Source organism: Pantoea sp. RCC30.1, from assembly GCF_058148845.1.
Window position 1 is genome coordinate 440,662 of record NZ_JBXUHX010000001.1, and the last position, 18,376, is coordinate 459,037.

Here is an 18,376-nt window from a genome sequence, read left to right on the forward strand (position 1 = left end):
TTCCCTCTAAAAAGCAGAGTCGCCTATGTTAACTGATGCGCGTGTCTATGCTTACTCCGCCGTCTTAATGGGTTCGCCCATCCTGCTCAAACTCTTCGATGACAACCAGACGCTGGCCGGACAGGTTTTCCGCCTGATCAAACAGCAGGAAAATCTCTTTACGGTGAATCGTCAGGCGTCTGAAGTGATGGCCATTAATCACGCGGCCGGGCAGCACCCGGTGGTCGTCAGCCAGCCGGTATATGATTTAATTGCCTGTGCGCATGCGGTGAGTCTGCTGCCGGACAGCCTGTTCAATCTGGCTATCGGCCCGCTGGTGAAGTGCTGGAAAATCGGCTTTCAGGGCCACAGCGTTCCGTCAGAAGCCGAACTTCAGGCGCGCTTGGCGCTGACAAATCCGCAGGCGGTGATCCTTGATGCCGCAAGCCGCAGTGTCATGCTGGCCCAGCCGGGGATGGAGATTGACCTGGGTGCCATCGCCAAAGGTTATATCGCCGACTTAGTCCAGACGTTCCTGCGCCAGCAGCAGGTCAGCAGTGCGCTGATCAATCTGGGCGGAAATGTGCAGACGGTGGGCGCGCCGCCCGAAGAAGCGGGCTGGGCAATCGGCCTGAAAAAACCTTTTGGTGAGGCCGATGAGCTGATTGGGGTAATTAGCGTGAATAACCGCTCGGTGGTGACGTCGGGTATCTATGAGCGTTATTTCGAGCTGGAAGGCGTCTGTTATCACCACATCCTCGATCCGCATAGCGGTTATCCGCTGGATAACGAGCTGCTGAGCGTTACCGTGATCTCTGATCGATCACTGGATGGTGACATCTATACCACGCTGCTCTATGGCCTGGGCGTCGAAAAGGGCATTACCTGCCTGGCCGACAAACCGGATATCGAAGCAATCTTTGTGACCCGTGACAGGCAGGTGATCTGCTCGTCACAACGTCACTTTTCCTTTCAGTTACTGGACACCCATTACCGGTTGGTTCACTGACAATATTGCTTGAGCAAGGTGTGATACTCCGGCTGCAGGCGATAGCGGTAAACCGGACGGCCCGTGACCCCATAATGAATGCTGGTGAACAGAATATTAATCTGCGCCAGCCAGATCAGGTATTTGCGGCAGGAGACGCGGGAGATATTCACCTCGGTTGCGAGTTCATCAGTAGAGAACTCGGTGCCCGGATGCGCGTCGATCCACAGGCACAGCGTTCGCAGCGTCTGCGGCGTTAATCCTTTCGGCAAACGTTTCTGCTCGCCGGCGCCTGGCGGATTGCCATGCAACAGCTGATCGACGTCTGACTGCTGATAGAACTGATGATTATCCATCAGCGACTTTTTCTGTCGCCAGCCGGTCAGCGCCTCTTCAAAGCGGGCAAACTGGAAAGGCTTGATCAGATAGTCCACCACGCCATAATTGAGCGAGGTTTTGATGGTGGCGGCATCGGCGGCTGACGAGATAATAATCACATCGACCGGACGGCCTGCGCTGCGCAGCTCCGGCAGCAGGTCGAGACCATTTTCCTGCTGCATATAGATATCCAGCAGAATGAGGTCAACCTGTGGCTCGTCCTGCGCCAGCCGCTCCTTGGCCTGCTGTAAGGTTGAGGCGGTGCCGCAGCAGGTAAAGCCCGGGATTTGCCCGATATAGCAGCGATTCAGCTCGGCTACCATGGCGTCATCATCGACAACTAACACATTGATCATTGGGTAATCATTCCTCTCTCCCACGGAAGTTGCACTAAGAATTGGGTGAATACACCCGGTTCCGACTCGACACTGACGTTGCCGCCCAGGCTTTCAGTCTGCTGCTTAACCAGAAACAGTCCGACACCGCGATCGTCACCTTTCGACGAGACGCCACGCTCAAAAATGGCGCTGAGCTGCGAGCCGTCAATGCCTGGCCCGTCATCACTCACTTCGCAGGCTAACCAGCCATTTTGATAATGCAGCATGAGGTGAATTTCACCTTCGGTTTCCGGGTCAAGTGCCTCAAGCGCATTCTCAATTAAATTGCCCAGCACGGTGATCAGGACGGCATTCTGCTCCTCGCTGCCGCAGTCGGGTAGAAAACTTGCTTCATCGATAATCAGCTGATGGCCTTCATCGGTCACCCGGTTAATCTTGCTAAGCAGGAAGCCGGCAATAACCGGCGATTTAATCTTCTGCATCAGCGAACCGATCTCCGTCTGATAAGCGTTGGCGGTTTTCAGGATGTACTCTTCCATCTGTGCATAATTTTTCATATGCAGCAGGCCCAGAATCACATGCAGCTTGTTCATGAATTCATGGGACCGCTCACGTAACGCGTCTACATAGTTTACCATGCCGTCCAGACGCTGCATCAGCTGGCTAATCTCGGTCTTGTCCCTGAAGGTAGTCACCGCGCCAATAATGCGGTCACGGCTGCGAACCGGCACGGTGTTACTAATCAGAATGCGGTTACCCAGTGTCACTTCCTGATCGTGCCAGGCTTTGCCCGCATGTAGCGCATCCTGCTGATGGCGGTGCATCACGCTCTCTTCGGCTATCAGATCGCCGCTTAATGGCATTTTGCGGGTGGTCTCATGCAACAATTGCTGCGCCGCGTAATTAATCAGAGTGACGCGCGACTGATCATCGACCGCAATCACCCCTTCTTTAATGGAATTGAGAATCGCCTGACGCTGCTCGAACAGACTGGAAATTTCGTGCGGCTCCAGCCCCAGTAATATGGTTTTTAGTCGCCTGACCAGAATAAGAATACCCAGCAGGCCCACCAGACCGCCAAATAAGACGGTCCAGACAATGTTCCAGCGGCTTTTGGCAATCTGCGCCGCGACATCATTCAGCGCGATCCCGATCGCCACCACGCCAATCTGCTGGTGTTGTGCGTTATAGACCGGCGTAAATACCCGCAGTGCCTCCACCAGTACGCCATGATTGACCGCCACATTTTCCCGTCCGCGGAGCGCGGGGTAGATATCGTTGCCGACAAAATGTTTGCCGATCACCGCGGCATTCGGGTGGGAGAAACGAATGCCTTTCATATCTGTGACCACCACAAACAGCAGGCCGTTGCGTTTGCGCGCCGCTTCAGCCACTGGCTGAATCAGGCTGCTGCCGTCCGGTAACAGCAAACCACGCTGCACTTCCGGCGAATCCGCCAGCGTGCGTGCCACCGCCATCGCCTTATCTTTAAGATGCGACTGCGCAAAGTTATCAATCTGCACGAAGTAGAGCAGATGGACAGCGACCAGGACGGTAAAGATCACCGCAGTCATCATCAGGGTGGTCAGTGTACTGAGTTTCATTGATCGTTTCGTCACGGCATGTCGGTTCTGTGGTTGGCTTTTCATAGGTGTTCAGCACGGGTGGGAGATCGCCGGGAAACATACGCTAACTCACCGCCTCAGTACAGTTTTAGCGGTCTGCGCACGCCGATCGCCACATAACAATATTTGTGTTAGGGGATTGTATAATTCAAAGGACACCCTTAATGTGTGGGTAAAATATGTCAGTAATTCAGTAAGCCTTTTGTAATTAAAATAAGGCTAAATTGCTATTTTTAATTTTATAACTATTTTCACATTAACTCACAAATAACATTATTTTAAACTTTGAGGACTTTTTTTAACCACTACCGTCTGAGCTGTAGATTAAAATGATGAATTCAAAGAAAGTTATTCCCACGCTTTCCCTCGCGGCCTTGTTAGTTTCTTCAGCCCTTCACGCTGAAACCTCACCAGAAAAGACTGACGTCCTGTTAATTGGCGGCGGCATTATGAGCGCCTCAATGGGCACCATGCTGGAAGAGCTGCAGCCGGGCTGGAAACAGATCATGGTTGAGAAGCTGGATGGCGTGGCACTGGAATCCTCTAACGGCTGGAACAATGCCGGTACTGGTCACTCTGCCAACATGGAACTGAACTATACGCCTGAGCGTAAAGACGGTTCTATCGACGTCTCCAAAGCGCTGGAAATCAACGAAGCGTTCATGATTTCTCGCCAGTTCTGGAGTTCACAGATTAAAGAGGGCGTGATGCACGATCCGCGCTCTTTCATCAACTCAACGCCACACATGAGCTTTGTCTGGGGCGACAACGTCGACTTCCTGACCAAACGCTATGCTGCGCTGCAGAAAACCGCGCTCTTCCAGGGCATGAAGTTCTCTACCGATCACAAGCAGATCGCGCAGTGGGCACCGCTGGTTATGGAAGGTCGTGATCCACAGCAGAAAGTGGCTGCCACCTGGACGCCAGTAGGCACCGACGTTAACTACGGTGAAATCACCCGTCAGTTGATCGGCAGCCTGAAAAAGAATGATAACTTCCGTCTGGAAACCTCATCTGAAGTCACCGATTTCAAACGTAATGGCGACAACTCCTGGCACGTCACCATCAAAGACGCTAAAAACGGCAACGAACGTGCTGTTGACGCGAAATATGTCTTTATCGGTGCTGGCGGCGGCGCGCTGAAATTACTGCAGAAGACGGGTATCCCGGAAGCAGAAAACTATGCAGGCTTCCCGGTGGGCGGGTCATTCCTGGTAACCGAAAACAGCGCGATTGCCGATCGTCACCTGGCGAAAGTCTACGGTCAGGCGTCAACCGGTGCACCACCGATGTCCGTTCCGCATCTTGATACCCGTTATCTGGATGGCAAACGCGTCGTGCTGTTTGGACCGTTCGCGACCTTCTCAACTAAGTTCCTGAAAAATGGTTCACTGTTTGATCTGCTGAGCACCACCACCACCCATAACATCGTGCCAATGACCGACGTGGGTATGGATAACTTCGACCTGGTGAAATACCTGATTGGACAGGTCATGCTGAGTGATGAAGATCGCTTTAAAGCGCTGCAGGAATATTATCCGGACGCGAAGAAAGAGGACTGGAAACTTATTCAGGCCGGTCAGCGTGTTCAGATCATCAAGAAAGATGCTGACAAAGGTGGCGTGCTGAAACTGGGTACAGAAATTGTGACCGATCAGCAGAAAACCGTGGCGGCACTGCTGGGTGCTTCTCCTGGTGCATCGACCGCAGCGCCGATCTCTCTGAGCGTGATGCAGAAACTGTTCCCGGAAGAGTTTAAGTCACCAGAATGGCAGGCGAAGATCCACAAGATGATCCCAGGCTATGGTCAGAAACTGAATGACAACGTGCCGTTGCTGCAGCAGGTCTGGAATGAGACCGCTGCGACTCTGCAACTGACCACGCCGCCAGTTATCAACATGGATGGCAAAACGGCAGACGCACCAGCCGCACAGCCTGAGAAGGCTGCGCCTTCAGCGAAACACGATATGGCGCTGTAACAGCGACCTGACGTAAAAAAAGCCCGCACAGGTTAGCCTGCGCGGGCTTTTTTATTGCCGTTTTTCTGCGTTACTCCGGCGTGTTACCGCGCCAGTTGCCCCAGGGATCTTCCACAGGTACCTGATCTGCGTCGTCAGCCGGTTCTTCACGCGTTGCCGGTTGCGCTTTTAACGAGTCGAGATAGAGCGCTTCGACTTCAGCTCGCGCCCAGGGTGTCCGGCGTAAAAACTTCAGGCTCGATTTAACGCTGGGATCGCTTTTAAAGCAGTTAATGTTGATCCGTTTTCCCAGTTCCGCCCAGCCATACTGTGCGACTAAACTGTTTATCTGCATCTCCAGCGTTACGCCGTGCAGAGGATCTTTTGAGGTTTGTGCGTTCATCATTTATCCGCCTGATTCAGTCAATGCCGCACATCCTGACAATCGTAAAGCGGTTGTGCAAGAACTGAAGGAGAAAAAGCGCGCCAGCAGTGCGTCATCGTTGCTTTTATGTGTCTGGGTTAACGCGACGGGAAGAAGAGTGCGCAGGTATGCAGCGATTGTGCTAATCATAAGCAACTGATGATGCTCTGAAAAGGATCGCCTGCCATGACGATACCCGCTGATAATATGCTCAGCTCCGCCAGCCGTAAACGTGCTCTGCTTGCCGGTTCGGTGGGGAATTTCATTGAATGGTATGAGTTCGCCGTCTATGGCTTTCTGGCCACCGTGATTGCGCAGAACTTCTTCCGGCTGGAAGGGGAATCAGCGCTGACCGGGCTGCTGCTGACCTATGCCTCATTCGCCATCGCTTTTTTCTTCCGTCCGCTGGGTGCGATCATCTTTGGCCGTATGGGCGACCGCATCGGGCGCAAACCCACGCTGATCTTTGTGTTGATCATGATGACGCTGGCAACGACCGCGATCGGCCTGGTTCCCACTTACGCTCAGTTGGGCATCCTGGCACCGCTGATTGTGACCGGTCTGCGTATTCTGCAGGGACTGTTTGCCGGGGGCGAGTATGGCGGGGCGGTTTCACTGATGACCGAGTTTGCGCCGCGCGGTAAGCGGGGCCTGTATGGTGCATGGCAATCCTTTACCGTGGCACTGGGACTGCTGGCCGGTGCGGGCATTGTCGCACTGCTTTCCGTACTGCTGACGCCAGAGCAGATGCTGAGCTGGGGCTGGCGCATCCCATTCTTTGTCGCGCTGCCGCTGGGCGTTCTGGCGCTCTGGCTGCGAGTGCAGATGGAGGAGGCCCCGGCGTTTATTCAGCAGCAGGCGCAACCTGTAGCAAAAGTTGACGCCAGCCTGGTCGACACGCTGAAAACGATTCTGCTGGGAATCTGCCGTCTGATGGTGTGGTCGGCGGCCGGTTACACCTGGCTGGTAATCATGCCGACTTACCTACAGGCGTCGCTGCACACCGGCTTTAATCAGGCGCTGCTGATTGCGGTGATATCGAACCTTGGCTTCGCCGCCACCATCATCCCGGCCGGGATGCTGAGCGACAGGATTGGCCGCCGCGCCGTCATGGTCTCAGCGGCTGTACTGCTGCTGGTGCTCTCCCTGCCACTGCTCAACGTGTTGCAGTCAGAAGGTACTGGCCTGCTGCTGAAAGCGCTGGTGGTGTTTGTCGCGGGCGGGGTGGTCGGCTTGCTGGCAGGGCCGGGGCCTGCGATGCTGGCCGAGATGTTTCCGACGCGGGTACGCTACACCGGGCTGGGGCTGGCCTATTCGCTCTCTAATGCGGTCTTTTCCGGCTGCGCGGGATTAATCATCACCGGGCTGATCAAAGAGACCGGCAATCCCGATATCCCCGCCTGGTATGTAATGGCGACGGCGCTGGTGAGTATTGTGGCACTGATGACGCTGAATAAAGATGACCATCTGCGGCTGCTGGATGAGCCACCGTCGCGCTAAAACAGAGTCAGGGAAGGCGGATGGGGTAATCACTCATGGCTGGCTGAAAAGCCGGGACTGGAAAACGCAGACGCCTGAACGACAAAACCAGCCTTGCGGCTGGTTTTGTTTTTATGCGGCTGGCAGTGAAATTACACCAGCTTCTGTGCCGTGGTTTCCACCAGCGTCAGCAACACTTTGATATCTTCCAGCGTTACCGTCGGGTTCAGCAGGGTCATCTTCAGGCAGGTCACGCCATCGTGCTCAGTCACGCCGACGTTAGCACGGCCTGATTCCAGTAGGGCATCACCGATACGCTGGTTCAGCAGGGCGATATCCGCACTGCTCAGGTGCGCCAGATGCGCCGGACGATAGCGGAACAGCACGCTGGCCAGCTGCGGTTTCATGACCAGCTCCAGTGCAGGCTGCTCATCAACGTACTGTGCAATCTGCTGCGCCAGCGTCACACCGTGGTCGATGATTTCGGCATACTGCTTCTGACCCAGTGCTTCGAGACCCATCCACAGTTTCAGTGCATCAAAACGGCGGGTAGTCTGCAGCGATTTGGACACCAGATTCGGCACGCCCTGCGCTTCATCGAACTCAGAGTTCAGGTAAGCCGCCTGGTAGCGCATCAGCTCGTAATGACGCGCTTCCTTCAGCAGGAAAGCGCCACAGCTGATGGTCTGGAAGAACTGCTTGTGGAAGTCCAGAGTAATGGAGTCAACCAGCTCAATGCCATCCAGATAGTCACGATACTTTTCTGAGAGCAGCAGTGCGCCGCCCCAGGCCGCATCGACGTGCACCCAGATGTTCTCTTCAGCCGCCAGCGCCGCGATTTCACGCAGTGGATCGATCGCACCCGCATCGGTGGTACCGGCTGTGGCAACGATCGCCAGAATGTTTTCGCCGTTAGCTTTGGATGCGGCCAGCTTGTGGCGCAGGTCATCCATATCCATGCGGGCAAAGCGGTCACATTTCACCTGCGTGACGGACTGATAACCCAGGCCAAGCAGGGCCATGTTCTTCTGAACTGAGAAGTGCGCGTTCTCTGAGCAGAAGACTTTGATCTTCTTCAGATCGCCGGTTAAGCCATCCTGCTGAACAGAATGTCCCTGACGGGCAAACCAGGCGTCACGCGCCAGCATCAGGCCCATCAGGTTGCTCTGGGTGCCGCCGCTGGTGAAGACACCCGCGTCGCCAGGCTGATAACCTACCTGGTTGCGCAGCCACTCAATCAGCTTCATTTCAATCAGGGTGGCAGACGGTGCCTGATCCCATGAATCCATGCTCTGGTTGGTGGCATTGATCAGCACTTCCGCCGCCTGGCTGATAACCAGGCTCGGACAGTGCAGGTGCGCCACACACTGTGGATGATGCACCGACAGGCTATCTTTGAGGAAGTACTCAATAGCGCGTTCAATCGCGGCCTGGTTGCCCAGGCCCTGAGGATTGAAGTCCAGCTTGATGCGCTCGCGCAGCTCTGCGACGGTTTTTCCCTGATACATCTCAGGTTGTTCCAGCCACTTAACGACGGCCGCGCTACTCTGGGCAATCGCCTGCTGGTAGGCCTCGGTACTCTGTGCTGAGGCCGCCAGAATCGGGTTTAACCGGGACATTGCATTCACTCCACTCAAACTGGTTTCACGCCAGCTGACAGCAGGGCGTTTTCAAATTTATCCATGAACACTTCAAGTTCTGCATTCGTGATCAGCAGGGAAGGCAGCAGACGTAATACGCTGCCGTGACGTCCGCCACGCTCCAGAATCAGGCCGTTGTCGAAACATTTCTTCTGAACCAGCGCAGACAGCTCGCCGTCTGCCGGGAAGCTGCCCATGTGGTCAGCGGCTTCATCTGGTTTCACCAGCTCAATGCCGATCATCAAACCCAGACCACGCACGTTGCCGATAACCGGGTAGCGCTGCTGCAACTCGCCCAGTTTGCCTTTCAGCCATTCGCCCTGTGCCGCGACTTTGTCTGCGATGTTGTTATCTTTCAGCAGTTTCAGCGTGGTCAGGCCGGTGGCCATTGCCAGCTGGTTACCACGGAAAGTGCCAGTGTGGTGACCCGGAGACCAGGCGTCGAACTCTTTCTTAATGCCCAGTACTGCCAGTGGCAGACCGCCGCCAACGGCCTTGGACATCACGATGATGTCTGGCTCGATACCTGCGTGCTCAAAGGCGAAGAATTTACCGGTACGGGCGATACCCGCCTGGACTTCGTCGATGATCAGCAGAATGCCATGCTCTTTGGTCACTTTACGGATGCGCTGCAGCCACTCAGCCGGGGCCGGGTTAACACCGCCTTCGCCCTGAACGGCTTCCAGAATCACTGCCGCTGGCTTGCGAACGCCGCTTTCAACGTCGTTGATCAGGTTTTCGAAGTAGTAAGTCAGCGCTTTCACGCCCGCTTCACCACCAATGCCCAGCGGGCAGCGATAGAGGTGCGGATAAGGCATGAACTGCACTTCCGGCATCATGCCGTCAACGGCTTCTTTCGGCGACAGGTTGCCGGTGACCGACAGCGCGCCATGGGTCATACCGTGATAGGCACCGGAGAAGCTGATGATACCGGAACGACCGGTGTGCTTTTTCGCCAGTTTCAGCGCCGCTTCAACGGCATCTGCGCCGGATGGGCCGGTAAACTGCAGGCAGTACCCTTTGCCCTGGCCTGGTAATAAGGAGAGCAGGTACTCAGAGAACTCATCCTTTAATGGTGTCGTTAAATCAAGAGTATGTAACGGCAAGCCGCTGGTAATGACATGTTGAATACTCTGCAGAACATCGGGATGGTTATGTCCCAGTGCCAGCGTACCTGCACCTGCAAGACAGTCGAGATACTGATTATTCTCAACGTCGGTGATCCAGACACCCTGAGCTTTCGCAATCGCGAATGGCAATTTGCGAGGATAACTGCGAACGTTTGATTCAAATTCAGCCTGACGGGCTAAATAGGTTTCGTTGGTTGCGTTTACGTTCTGTGCATTCAAACTATCAATACGGACTTTATCCGTCATCATATCTCTCCTACAACCGGGACGGGCGTAGCGTCACAGTTGAATAAATGAATTAAATGGGGGTCGGTGTATAAAGCGCGGCCAATATAGGTGTTTTTAAGGTCCGACTCAACGTTTAATTTCATCGGCAGAAATCTGATTCTTTGCTATAGGAATCAATCGTTTGGTGGGATTGTGACCGTATACATTATGACGGCTTCTGAAGCCTGTTGTTAATAAGTGGCGTAAAAACACCAGCTTACCCGGCTTAAGATGCGCTAAGTCAATGATAATAATCTGTGTAAACAGCTGTTTCCGGCGAAAACCGCTATCAAAAAGGGCGTTTCTCAGACGTAAAAAGCATAAGTCTGTTTAACTGCCGAAGCTGCATTTATAGCAGGCAAAAAGCGCAGACTATTTAAAATAATAAACCTTTCATTAACATTTAATTAATATTTGGTCGTTGCCGTGTCGTTAATAAACCGGTGAATCGGCTTTATGACAGGACAATATCAATAAATTGATTTAAGTCTGCCAGTGCCTCACGTGCTTTCTTTTCAGAAGGATTGATGGTCAGCAGGTCGGCATAGCCGTTGAGCATGGCGCTGATCTGCCTGGCGGTGCGGGGCACATCACTGCACCGTAGTGTTCCAGCCGTGACGCCGTCACGTATTATCCCTTCCATCAGACCCTGCCATGTTTCCGTCATCTCATCGGCCAGCGCCGCATAGGCTTCGTTATGCGCAGCTGTCTGCCAGAACGACGCATACAGTTGCCAGGTTGCATCCGGTGCGCTCGACAGATGGCTTTCGAAAAGAGTCATCAACCGCTGGCGGGGTGTGAGCACGGTCAGGGAGTCAGCAAATGTTTCAAAATCCACCCGCATAAATCGCTCCAGCGCCGCCAGGCAGAGTGTCTGCCAGTTACTGAAATAGTGGTAGATATGACTGCGTGAGATGCCCACCGATTCGGTGAGTTCCCGGGTAGTCACTTTTTCGATCCCTTTCTCAATAAACAGCCCTATCGCCGCATCCAGTATTTTGGTTCTCAGTGCTTCAGCTGACTCTTTCATTATTCTCCCGAAAACTACTACGTTGACTTTGAGCGGTTGCTCAAATAGACTGCTTTTTATACTTGAGCAACCGCTCAACAATGACTATATCAGAATCATAAACTATGCATTCCTCAAAAACGATCCTTCCTGTTGCGGCTCCCCGCAGCGCTATTCTGACATTAAAAATGCTGGGCCGTCGCCATAGCCGCAAGCTGTTCCTCACCCTGTTACTGGTGGTGGCGGAGAATGTCATGTATCTCCTCTATCCGCTGCTGGCAGGTTTCGCGATCAATGCGATTATCTCCGGCAGGACATGGCATGCGGTGCTCTATGCCGCGATGGTCTTTACCATGTGGGCTATCGGCGCAGCACGACGTAGTGTGGATACCCGCACCTTTGCCCGCATCTACGCTGAGCTGGCCGTGCCGGTGATTGTGGCGCAGCGCAGCGAAAATCACAGCGCCTCTACCATTGCCGCGCGGGTTGCTTTGTCACGGGAGTTTGTCGACTTTTTCGAGAAGCATCTGCCGGTGCTGATCACCTCGCTGGCGTCGATGACCGGTGCCGCCGTGATGCTGCTGGCTATCGAGTTCTGGACCGGCGCGGGCTGTCTGGCGATTCTGCTGTTCTTCGCCTGTTTCCTGCCGGGGTTTACCCGCAAAAACGACGCGCTGTTTGGTCGTCTGAATAACCGGCTGGAGAAAGAGGTGAGCTTTGTCAGCAACGCAAACGCCGCGTCTCTGGGCCGTCATTATGGCGTACTGGCCAGTCTGAGAATTCGCCTCTCCGATCGGGAAGCGTGCGGTTATCTGGCGATCGGTAGCGTGGCGGCTTTATTGTTTGCTGTCACCATCGCGGTGATGTCGAGCCGTGGCGGCACCGATGCGGGTCACATCTATTCGGTGATGACCTATATGTGGATGTTTGCCATGAGCCTGGATGATGGCCCACAGCTGCTGGAGAAATATTCACAGCTGAAAGACATTGGCCGCCGGGTGAATACAGGCACGCAATGATTTGCCTGATTCCGCTACTTCTACATCTGGATTCGGTTTCCGGCAGCGCTGATGTGACCGCCGCAATTTCAGGCGGTCATTAATCTTAAGCGTGACGCTCCGGTTTAATAATCCAGTTCACCCGGTCTGAATGCCTTGAAGGCGTTATCAGACGGCGTATAGCCCAGCACCTCCCGCGTTAGTGTCAGATCAAAGCGTTTGAAGCGGTTATCAGAAATGCCGTAGCCAATAAAGAACGATATCTTCTCTGCCTCGACAGCACCGGTCAGTAATTTGACGGCATCATCCGGGCTCAGCCAGGCACTGTAATCCCGCGCATTGTGCTGGCGGTTATCCAGTTCAGGTTCAAACGCTCCGATTCTTAGCGCCACGCAGCTCAGGCCATGCTGGCTGGCATAGAAAGAGCAGAGTGCTTCACCATAACATTTGGTGACGCCGTAGAGATTCGCGGGAGAGACCGCCATGCCGGGATGTATCTGCACATCTTTCGGATAGCCTTCAATTGTCTGCGCACTGCTGGCAAACACCAGACGGCGACAGCGATGTTCCGCCGCTGCCTTCAATAACCAGGTAGTCGAGAGGATATTCGCCGGGAGCAGATCATCGAAACTGGCCTGTGCATCGGGGATACCGGCAAGGTGGATGACCGTATCGACAGGTTCTTCGGCCAGTAACTTCGCCGCCGTATAAGGGTGTGACAGATCCGCCACGATGAAACGATGGGGGGCAGGGATCGTATAATCCGGCTCCCGCAGATCGGTCAGGATAAAACGGTAGCGATTCTGGCTGGCTGCGAAGAACGCCCGGCCGATTCGCCCGCTGGCACCGGTAAGAAGAATAACTCTGGTCGTCATCTGCTGATTCCTGTTCAGTGTCCGGTTCAGTAAAGAAGCGCTAACCGATGAGTTAAGCAGACATTCCTGACACAGACCTGGATGACTTCTCCGGATTGTGACGTGGCACAACGCGATCTGCTGCAGAGCTGCACTGATGAAAGCCCGCGCTACCCTGGCCTTAAGTGTGCGCCAGATCACAAAATGGGTTGCTAAGCACCTTCTTCCTTTTTATAGTCTGACCGCTTCATCCGGGTGGGAACTCGTTCTGCTTTCTCCCTCCCGTGTCACTTCCGTTTTTTCAGTTCAGGCCATTGGGAATCAATTTTGTTAAGAAAAAATCATAAAACCGACGATGCCGGTTTTGTCCGCTGGGCATTGCTGGCCCTTGCGCTGGGCGGGTTTGGCATCGGCACCGGTGAGTTCATCATGATGGGCCTGCTGCCGGATGTATCACGCTCTCTGGCAATTACCGAACCGCAGGCAGGCAACGCCATTGCCAGTTACGCTCTGGGCGTAGTGGTGGGTGCGCCGTTTATTGCAGTACTGGCGGCGCGGATGGCGCGTAAATCACTGCTGTTGATCCTGATGGCGCTGTTCAGCATCGGGAATGTCGCCAGCGCGATGGCCGATAGCTATCACGGTCTGCTGGTTGCGCGCTTTCTCACCGGCCTGCCGCACGGCGCTTACTTTGGGGTGGCATCGCTGGTGGCGGCTTCACTGGTGCCGATTGAACGGCGTGGTCGTGCGCTGGCGTCACTGATGCTGGGACTGACGGTCGCGACGCTGATTGGCGTGCCGCTGGGCTCCTGGATAGGGCAGCTATTCAGCTGGCACGTCGTATTCACCTTTGTCGGCGCAATAGGTCTGCTGACCTGCCTGCTGATTGGCCGCTATGTGCCTTATACGCCGGGTGACGTAGATGCGCATCCGCTGCGTGAACTGGGGGCGCTGAAAAACCCACAGGTGCTGCTGACCCTGCTGGTGGGCGCGGTAGGCTTTGGCGGGATGTTCGCGATCTTCAGTTATATCGCACCAACGCTGATCAACATTGCGGGTATCGCTCCCTCGCTGATCCCGTGGGCGATGGTGGCATTCGGACTGGGGATGATCATCGGCAATCTGGTCGGCGGCCGTCTGGCTGATGGTTCGGTGCTGAATATTATTGGCTGGACGCTGTTATGGAACGTACTGGTGATGCTGGCGTTCCCGATGCTGGTTCAGCATGTGGCAACCGGACTGCTGGCGACCTTCCTGATCGGCACCTGCTCGGTGCTGCTGCCGTCGCTGCAGATTCGCCTGATGGATGTCGCCAATGATTCGCAGACCCTGGCGGCCGCGATGAACCATTCGGCGCTGAACATCGCCAATGCGATGGGCGCTTATCTGGGTGGCCTGACGGTGTCGCTGGGCTATGGCTGGATTTCCACCGCCTGGGTCGGCGTTGCGCTGGGCGTGGCGGGTCTGATGGTGTTTGTGATGACGGCGCGCCATGCTGCCCGTCAGCAGACGCAGCTGGCCTGACAGTGAAAGAGCAGGGCGCAGCGATACTGTTTATCGCTGCGCGTTATGGGAACTCCGCCGTTTAGTTTTTCGACAACCATTGAACGCTTTGCTTTTTATTGTCTGACCGTTCAGTGATGATTATCCTTTCTCGAAGCCAGAATATAAAAAGGGTAAGCAAATCAATAAGGGCGGTCCGGACGTCCGGAAGTTTAAATTAAATTAAATAATGTTTGCCAAAGTCGATCTGGCATGGCTTAATAGCGTCATCGGTTTGGAACACAGACCTTATCAAAGCAGTTTTAGTAAAGCAGTCCTCAGTGCAAGCGATATCTTAAGATACCCCTTCTTTGTGAGTCTCCTCCTAAAAGCCTGGTAAGTTACCTTCTGAAAGACAGGCCATCTTCGCCACGTAGTGGCTCATAAATTAAGGAAATATCGATGTCTAATAAAATGACTGGTTTAGTAAAATGGTTTGACGCTGGTAAAGGTTTCGGTTTTATCTCTCCTCAGGACGGCAGCAAAGATGTATTCGTACATTTCTCTGCAATCCAGAGCAACGATTATAAAACTCTGGACGAAGGCCAGCAGGTCGAATTCACGATTGAAAACGGCGCTAAAGGCCCTTCAGCGGCAAACGTAGTTCCTATGTAAATCTTAATTATCAATCACGCTTACAACTGCGATGACGGCAACAGCCTGAGCAGATTAGTGTGAAACTGATAATTAATGAAAACCCGCCTTGTGCGGGTTTTTTGCATTTATTACTGGTTAATCAATGGGCGGTTATTTTTTATGCTGCTTAATTCGGTATGCGTTAAATAAGCGGGTAATAAAAGCAGTAATAAGAGCAGGATTAAATGAGAACCGAAATCTATAAGGGCGATCCGGACGTCCGGATGTTAAAAATAAATTAAAACAATGTTTGCTAAAATAGGTAAGGCGTGGCTTAATAGCGTCATCGGTTTGGAACACAGACCTTATCAAAGCAGTTTTAGTAAAGCAGTCCTCAGTGCAAGCGATATCTCAAGATACCCTTTCTTTGTGAGTCTCCTCCTAAAAGCCTGGTAAGTTACCTTCTGAAAGACAGGCCATCTTCGCCACGTAGTGGCTCATAAATTAAGGAAATATCGATGTCTAATAAAATGACTGGTTTAGTAAAATGGTTTGACGCTGGTAAAGGTTTCGGTTTTATCTCTCCTCAGGACGGCAGCAAAGATGTATTCGTACATTTCTCTGCAATCCAGAGCAACGATTATAAGACTCTGGACGAAGGCCAGCAGGTCGAATTCACGATTGAAAACGGCGCTAAAGGTCCTTCAGCGGCAAACGTAGTCCCTATGTAAGCCTTAGTTATCAATGACGCTTACAACCGCGATGACGGCAACAGCCTGAGCAGATAAGCCTGAAATTGATAATTAATAAAACCCGCCTTGTGCGGGTTTTTTGCGTTTGTGTATTACGGAATGCTGGTACGGAGAGGGTTGCCCGCAACAGATTTCCGCGCGGGCAGGTAAAAAACTGTTCAGCGTACGCTGGCTACCAGCCAGTGCTGCAATTCTGTCAGCTCTGCCTGTTGCATCGGGAAATCCGCAATCAGCTGACTCAGCACCGGCTCCAGTGCGCCTGGCCGGTAAGTGACGTTCTGCATCCGCTGCGCCAGCGCTTCGAGCGGCGCAGGATTGAGACTGTCACTGAAAATCTGACAGCGGGTGATCACGCCGCGTTCAACATCGAAGTGAATCTCCACACCGCCCCAGGCAAAACGCTGGTCCAGCAGGTGCGAGAAGTCAGGTGCCTGACCGAAATTCCACTCCCAGCTACTCTGCCGCGCAAACTGCTCTTTAAAACCAGGCAGGTCGGGGAGGGCTTCAGGTGAAATCATCTCCGGCTCACAGCGCTCACCGTAATGCTCGAAAAAGGCGTCCGTGACTGCGGAACAGATTGCCTGATAACGGATACCCGGTGTTAACTCTGCCAGATTGGTTACCCTGGCGCGCACTGACGTAATTCCTTTGGCCTGCAATTTTTTCACATCAGGATTGAGGTAGTCCGCCAGCCGGGAGAGATCGGCATCCATCAGAATAGTGCCGTGATGAAAACCGCGATCCGGTGTTTCGCGGTAAGCAGAACCGGAGATTTTGCGCAGTCCTTCAGCTGTGTTCACCACTAAATCGTTACGGCCGGATGCTTCCGCAGGGACATCCAGCGCGTTCAGCGCACGCAGGATAATGGCGGTCGAGACACTTTTATCGTACTCCGGTTTGCCGGCCATAAAGGTAAAACAGCAGTTGCCGAGGTCGTGAAACACTGCGCCACCGCCGCTGCTGCGACGCGCCAGCCGGATGCCATCTTCCTCCATGCGCCTCGTGTTGCACTCTTTCCACGGATTCTGCGCCCGTCCGATGACCACCGTTTCCGCATTACGCCACAAAAATAGCACCCGCTGGGTAGCGGGCATCTGCCGGAAAATGCACTCTTCAACCGCCAGATTAAACCAGGGATCGTTGGATTCAGATAACAGTAAACGCAGCGTGGACATCGGGGACTCCTGTTCCTTTAGAGAAGCGGCCCATAGAGCAGGGCAGAAGGCAGAGTGTATCAGCCGGGGCGCGGAGCCACATGCCTGTTCATGCCGTGACGCCTCGGCAAAAAAAGATAAAATGCTGTCTGCTGCCTGATCGCGGCAGATTACCTTATCGCTTTGTGCCAGTATGGACGCTGAGGGTGCTGATAACCCTGCATATTTTCCCCGATGAGAGAAAAAAACCGTATGAACGCGTCCGCTGGCATCGCGATGAAAATCACAGCTGCGTTGAGCTCCACGCTGATGCTGGCCTGTGTAAAAGGACTGGATGGCGCAATTCCGGTCGGCGAAGTGATATTTTTCCGCTCGCTGCTGGCACTGGTACCGCTACTCATCTGGCTGCGCTTTCAGGGCGGTGTGCTGGATGGCATCCGTACCCGTAATATTCGCGGGCATTTTGTGCGCGGGCTGGCCGGAACCGGCGGTCTCTATTTTAGCTACCTGTCGCTGCTCTATATTTCCCTGACCGACGCCACCGCGATTAACTATGCCGCGCCGCTATTTACTGTGCTGCTGGCAGCGCTGCTGCTGCGTGAAAAGGTGCGGCACCATCGCTGGGTTGCGGTCTTTACCGGTTTCAGCGGCATTCTGGTGATGTTCTCCGGACATCTCTCCCTGACGAGTCAGGCGACATTCTCACTCTCCGCATCGGTGGGCATTCTGCTGGCGCTGATGGCGGCCTTCTGCACCGCCTGTGCGCTGGTCCAGATCCGTTTTCTCAACGGTAAAGAGAAGCCAGGCGCAATCGCCTTCTGGTTCGCTGTTACCACAGCATTAACCTCGCTGGTTACTCTGCCGGGCGGTTGGAAAGTGCCGCACGGTAATCAGCTGGCTTTACTGGTTGGGTGCGGGCTGCTGGGCGGTATTACGCAGATTCTGATGACTCTGAGCCTGCGCTACGCCGAAGCCTCATTACTGGCACCGTTTGACTACACCACCTTGATTTGGTCTGTGGCGGTGGGGTATCTGCTGCTGGGTAATCTGCCAACCTCCACCACGATAATCGGTGCGGTTCTGGTGGTGATCGGCGGCCTCTATTCGGTGCTGTATGAACGCTACCGCTTCCGTAAAGCGCGGGTAATTAACGCCGCCAGCTGATCACAGAACTCGGTTTTGCTTTGCCGCTGCAAGAATGATAACGCAGGGTTAATAATTTGTGATCGGGATAAGAGAACATGCTGCGGTAATCGATTACCTTTATACCAGCAAAAGTAATCGA

16 protein-coding genes are annotated in these 18,376 nt (G+C 53.9%); 8 read left to right on the plus strand and 8 right to left on the minus strand.

Annotated elements, in window-relative coordinates:
- Nucleotides 1-25: 25 nt before the first annotated feature.
- Nucleotides 26-988: an FAD:protein FMN transferase gene (locus AC2LB6_RS02095; protein ID WP_490092218.1), complete on the plus strand. Its 963-nt coding sequence runs from the start codon at nt 26-28 to the stop codon at nt 986-988.
- On the opposite strand, the gene dcuR is transcribed toward AC2LB6_RS02095, so the two are convergent.
- Entirely contained in the window at nt 982-1,701 is a 720-nt protein-coding gene (gene dcuR / locus AC2LB6_RS02100; protein WP_490092219.1) for a two-component system response regulator DcuR, read from the minus strand. The genes AC2LB6_RS02095 and dcuR overlap by 7 nt on opposite strands.
- Complete coding sequence (locus AC2LB6_RS02105) at nt 1,698-3,332, minus strand: sensor histidine kinase (protein WP_490092220.1); 1,635 nt, start codon at nt 3,330-3,332, stop codon at nt 1,698-1,700. Before AC2LB6_RS02105 ends, dcuR begins: the two co-directional genes overlap by 4 nt.
- A gap of 305 nt (nt 3,333-3,637) precedes the next feature.
- On the opposite strand from AC2LB6_RS02105, the gene mqo reads away from it, so the two are divergent.
- Nucleotides 3,638-5,287, plus strand: a complete 1,650-nt coding sequence (mqo, locus tag AC2LB6_RS02110) for a malate dehydrogenase (quinone) (RefSeq protein ID WP_490092221.1) — start codon at nt 3,638-3,640, stop codon at nt 5,285-5,287.
- 70 nt (nt 5,288-5,357) lie between these two features.
- On the opposite strand, the gene AC2LB6_RS02115 is transcribed toward mqo, so the two are convergent.
- Nucleotides 5,358-5,669 (minus strand): VF530 family protein, encoded by a 312-nt coding sequence (locus AC2LB6_RS02115; RefSeq protein ID WP_490092305.1) that lies wholly within the window; start codon nt 5,667-5,669, stop codon nt 5,358-5,360.
- A 207-nt stretch (nt 5,670-5,876) separates the two neighbouring features.
- Between AC2LB6_RS02115 and AC2LB6_RS02120 the strand changes: the two genes are divergently transcribed.
- Entirely contained in the window at nt 5,877-7,190 is a 1,314-nt protein-coding gene (locus tag AC2LB6_RS02120; RefSeq protein WP_490092222.1) for an MFS transporter, read from the plus strand.
- A 131-nt stretch (nt 7,191-7,321) separates the two neighbouring features.
- Here the strand turns inward: AC2LB6_RS02120 and AC2LB6_RS02125 are convergent, their stop codons facing one another.
- The 3 genes from AC2LB6_RS02125 to AC2LB6_RS02135 all read right to left on the minus strand — a co-directional run bounded on the left by AC2LB6_RS02125 (nt 7,322) and on the right by AC2LB6_RS02135 (nt 11,236).
- Nucleotides 7,322-8,788 (minus strand): pyridoxal phosphate-dependent decarboxylase family protein, encoded by a 1,467-nt coding sequence (locus tag AC2LB6_RS02125; RefSeq protein ID WP_490092223.1) that lies wholly within the window; start codon nt 8,786-8,788, stop codon nt 7,322-7,324.
- Between the two features lie 14 nt (nt 8,789-8,802).
- Nucleotides 8,803-10,188 (minus strand): diaminobutyrate--2-oxoglutarate transaminase, encoded by a 1,386-nt coding sequence (locus AC2LB6_RS02130; protein WP_490092224.1) that lies wholly within the window; start codon nt 10,186-10,188, stop codon nt 8,803-8,805.
- A gap of 472 nt (nt 10,189-10,660) precedes the next feature.
- Nucleotides 10,661-11,236: a TetR/AcrR family transcriptional regulator gene (locus AC2LB6_RS02135; protein WP_490092225.1), complete on the minus strand. Its 576-nt coding sequence runs from the start codon at nt 11,234-11,236 to the stop codon at nt 10,661-10,663.
- 104 nt (nt 11,237-11,340) lie between these two features.
- On the opposite strand from AC2LB6_RS02135, the gene AC2LB6_RS02140 reads away from it, so the two are divergent.
- Complete coding sequence (locus AC2LB6_RS02140; RefSeq protein WP_490092226.1) at nt 11,341-12,234, plus strand: ABC transporter six-transmembrane domain-containing protein; 894 nt, start codon at nt 11,341-11,343, stop codon at nt 12,232-12,234.
- A gap of 104 nt (nt 12,235-12,338) precedes the next feature.
- Here AC2LB6_RS02140 and AC2LB6_RS02145 read toward each other — a convergent pair whose 3' ends face one another.
- Nucleotides 12,339-13,088 carry an NAD-dependent epimerase/dehydratase family protein gene (locus tag AC2LB6_RS02145; protein ID WP_490092227.1) on the minus strand — a complete coding sequence of 250 codons (750 nt, stop codon included), beginning with the start codon at nt 13,086-13,088 and terminating at the stop codon, nt 12,339-12,341.
- Nucleotides 13,089-13,394: 306 nt separating this feature from the next.
- On the opposite strand from AC2LB6_RS02145, the gene AC2LB6_RS02150 reads away from it, so the two are divergent.
- From AC2LB6_RS02150 to cspE (AC2LB6_RS02160), 3 genes are all read left to right on the plus strand, one after another.
- On the plus strand, nt 13,395-14,591 hold the full coding sequence (locus tag AC2LB6_RS02150) for an MFS transporter (RefSeq protein ID WP_490092228.1): 1,197 nt from the start codon (nt 13,395-13,397) through the stop codon (nt 14,589-14,591).
- A gap of 420 nt (nt 14,592-15,011) precedes the next feature.
- Nucleotides 15,012-15,224: a transcription antiterminator/RNA stability regulator CspE gene (cspE, locus tag AC2LB6_RS02155; RefSeq protein ID WP_003855207.1), complete on the plus strand. Its 213-nt coding sequence runs from the start codon at nt 15,012-15,014 to the stop codon at nt 15,222-15,224.
- Nucleotides 15,225-15,703: 479 nt separating this feature from the next.
- Nucleotides 15,704-15,916, plus strand: a complete 213-nt coding sequence (gene cspE, locus AC2LB6_RS02160; protein ID WP_003855207.1) for a transcription antiterminator/RNA stability regulator CspE — start codon at nt 15,704-15,706, stop codon at nt 15,914-15,916.
- Between the two features lie 179 nt (nt 15,917-16,095).
- On the opposite strand, the gene lplA is transcribed toward cspE (AC2LB6_RS02160), so the two are convergent.
- The gene (gene lplA, locus AC2LB6_RS02165; protein ID WP_490092229.1) at nt 16,096-17,112 is read right to left on the minus strand and encodes a lipoate--protein ligase; all 1,017 of its coding nucleotides are present in this window, start codon (nt 17,110-17,112) and stop codon (nt 16,096-16,098) included.
- A gap of 231 nt (nt 17,113-17,343) precedes the next feature.
- Between lplA and AC2LB6_RS02170 the strand changes: the two genes are divergently transcribed.
- On the plus strand, nt 17,344-18,255 hold the full coding sequence (locus tag AC2LB6_RS02170; protein WP_490092230.1) for a DMT family transporter: 912 nt from the start codon (nt 17,344-17,346) through the stop codon (nt 18,253-18,255).
- Nucleotides 18,256-18,376: the final 121 nt, after the last annotated feature.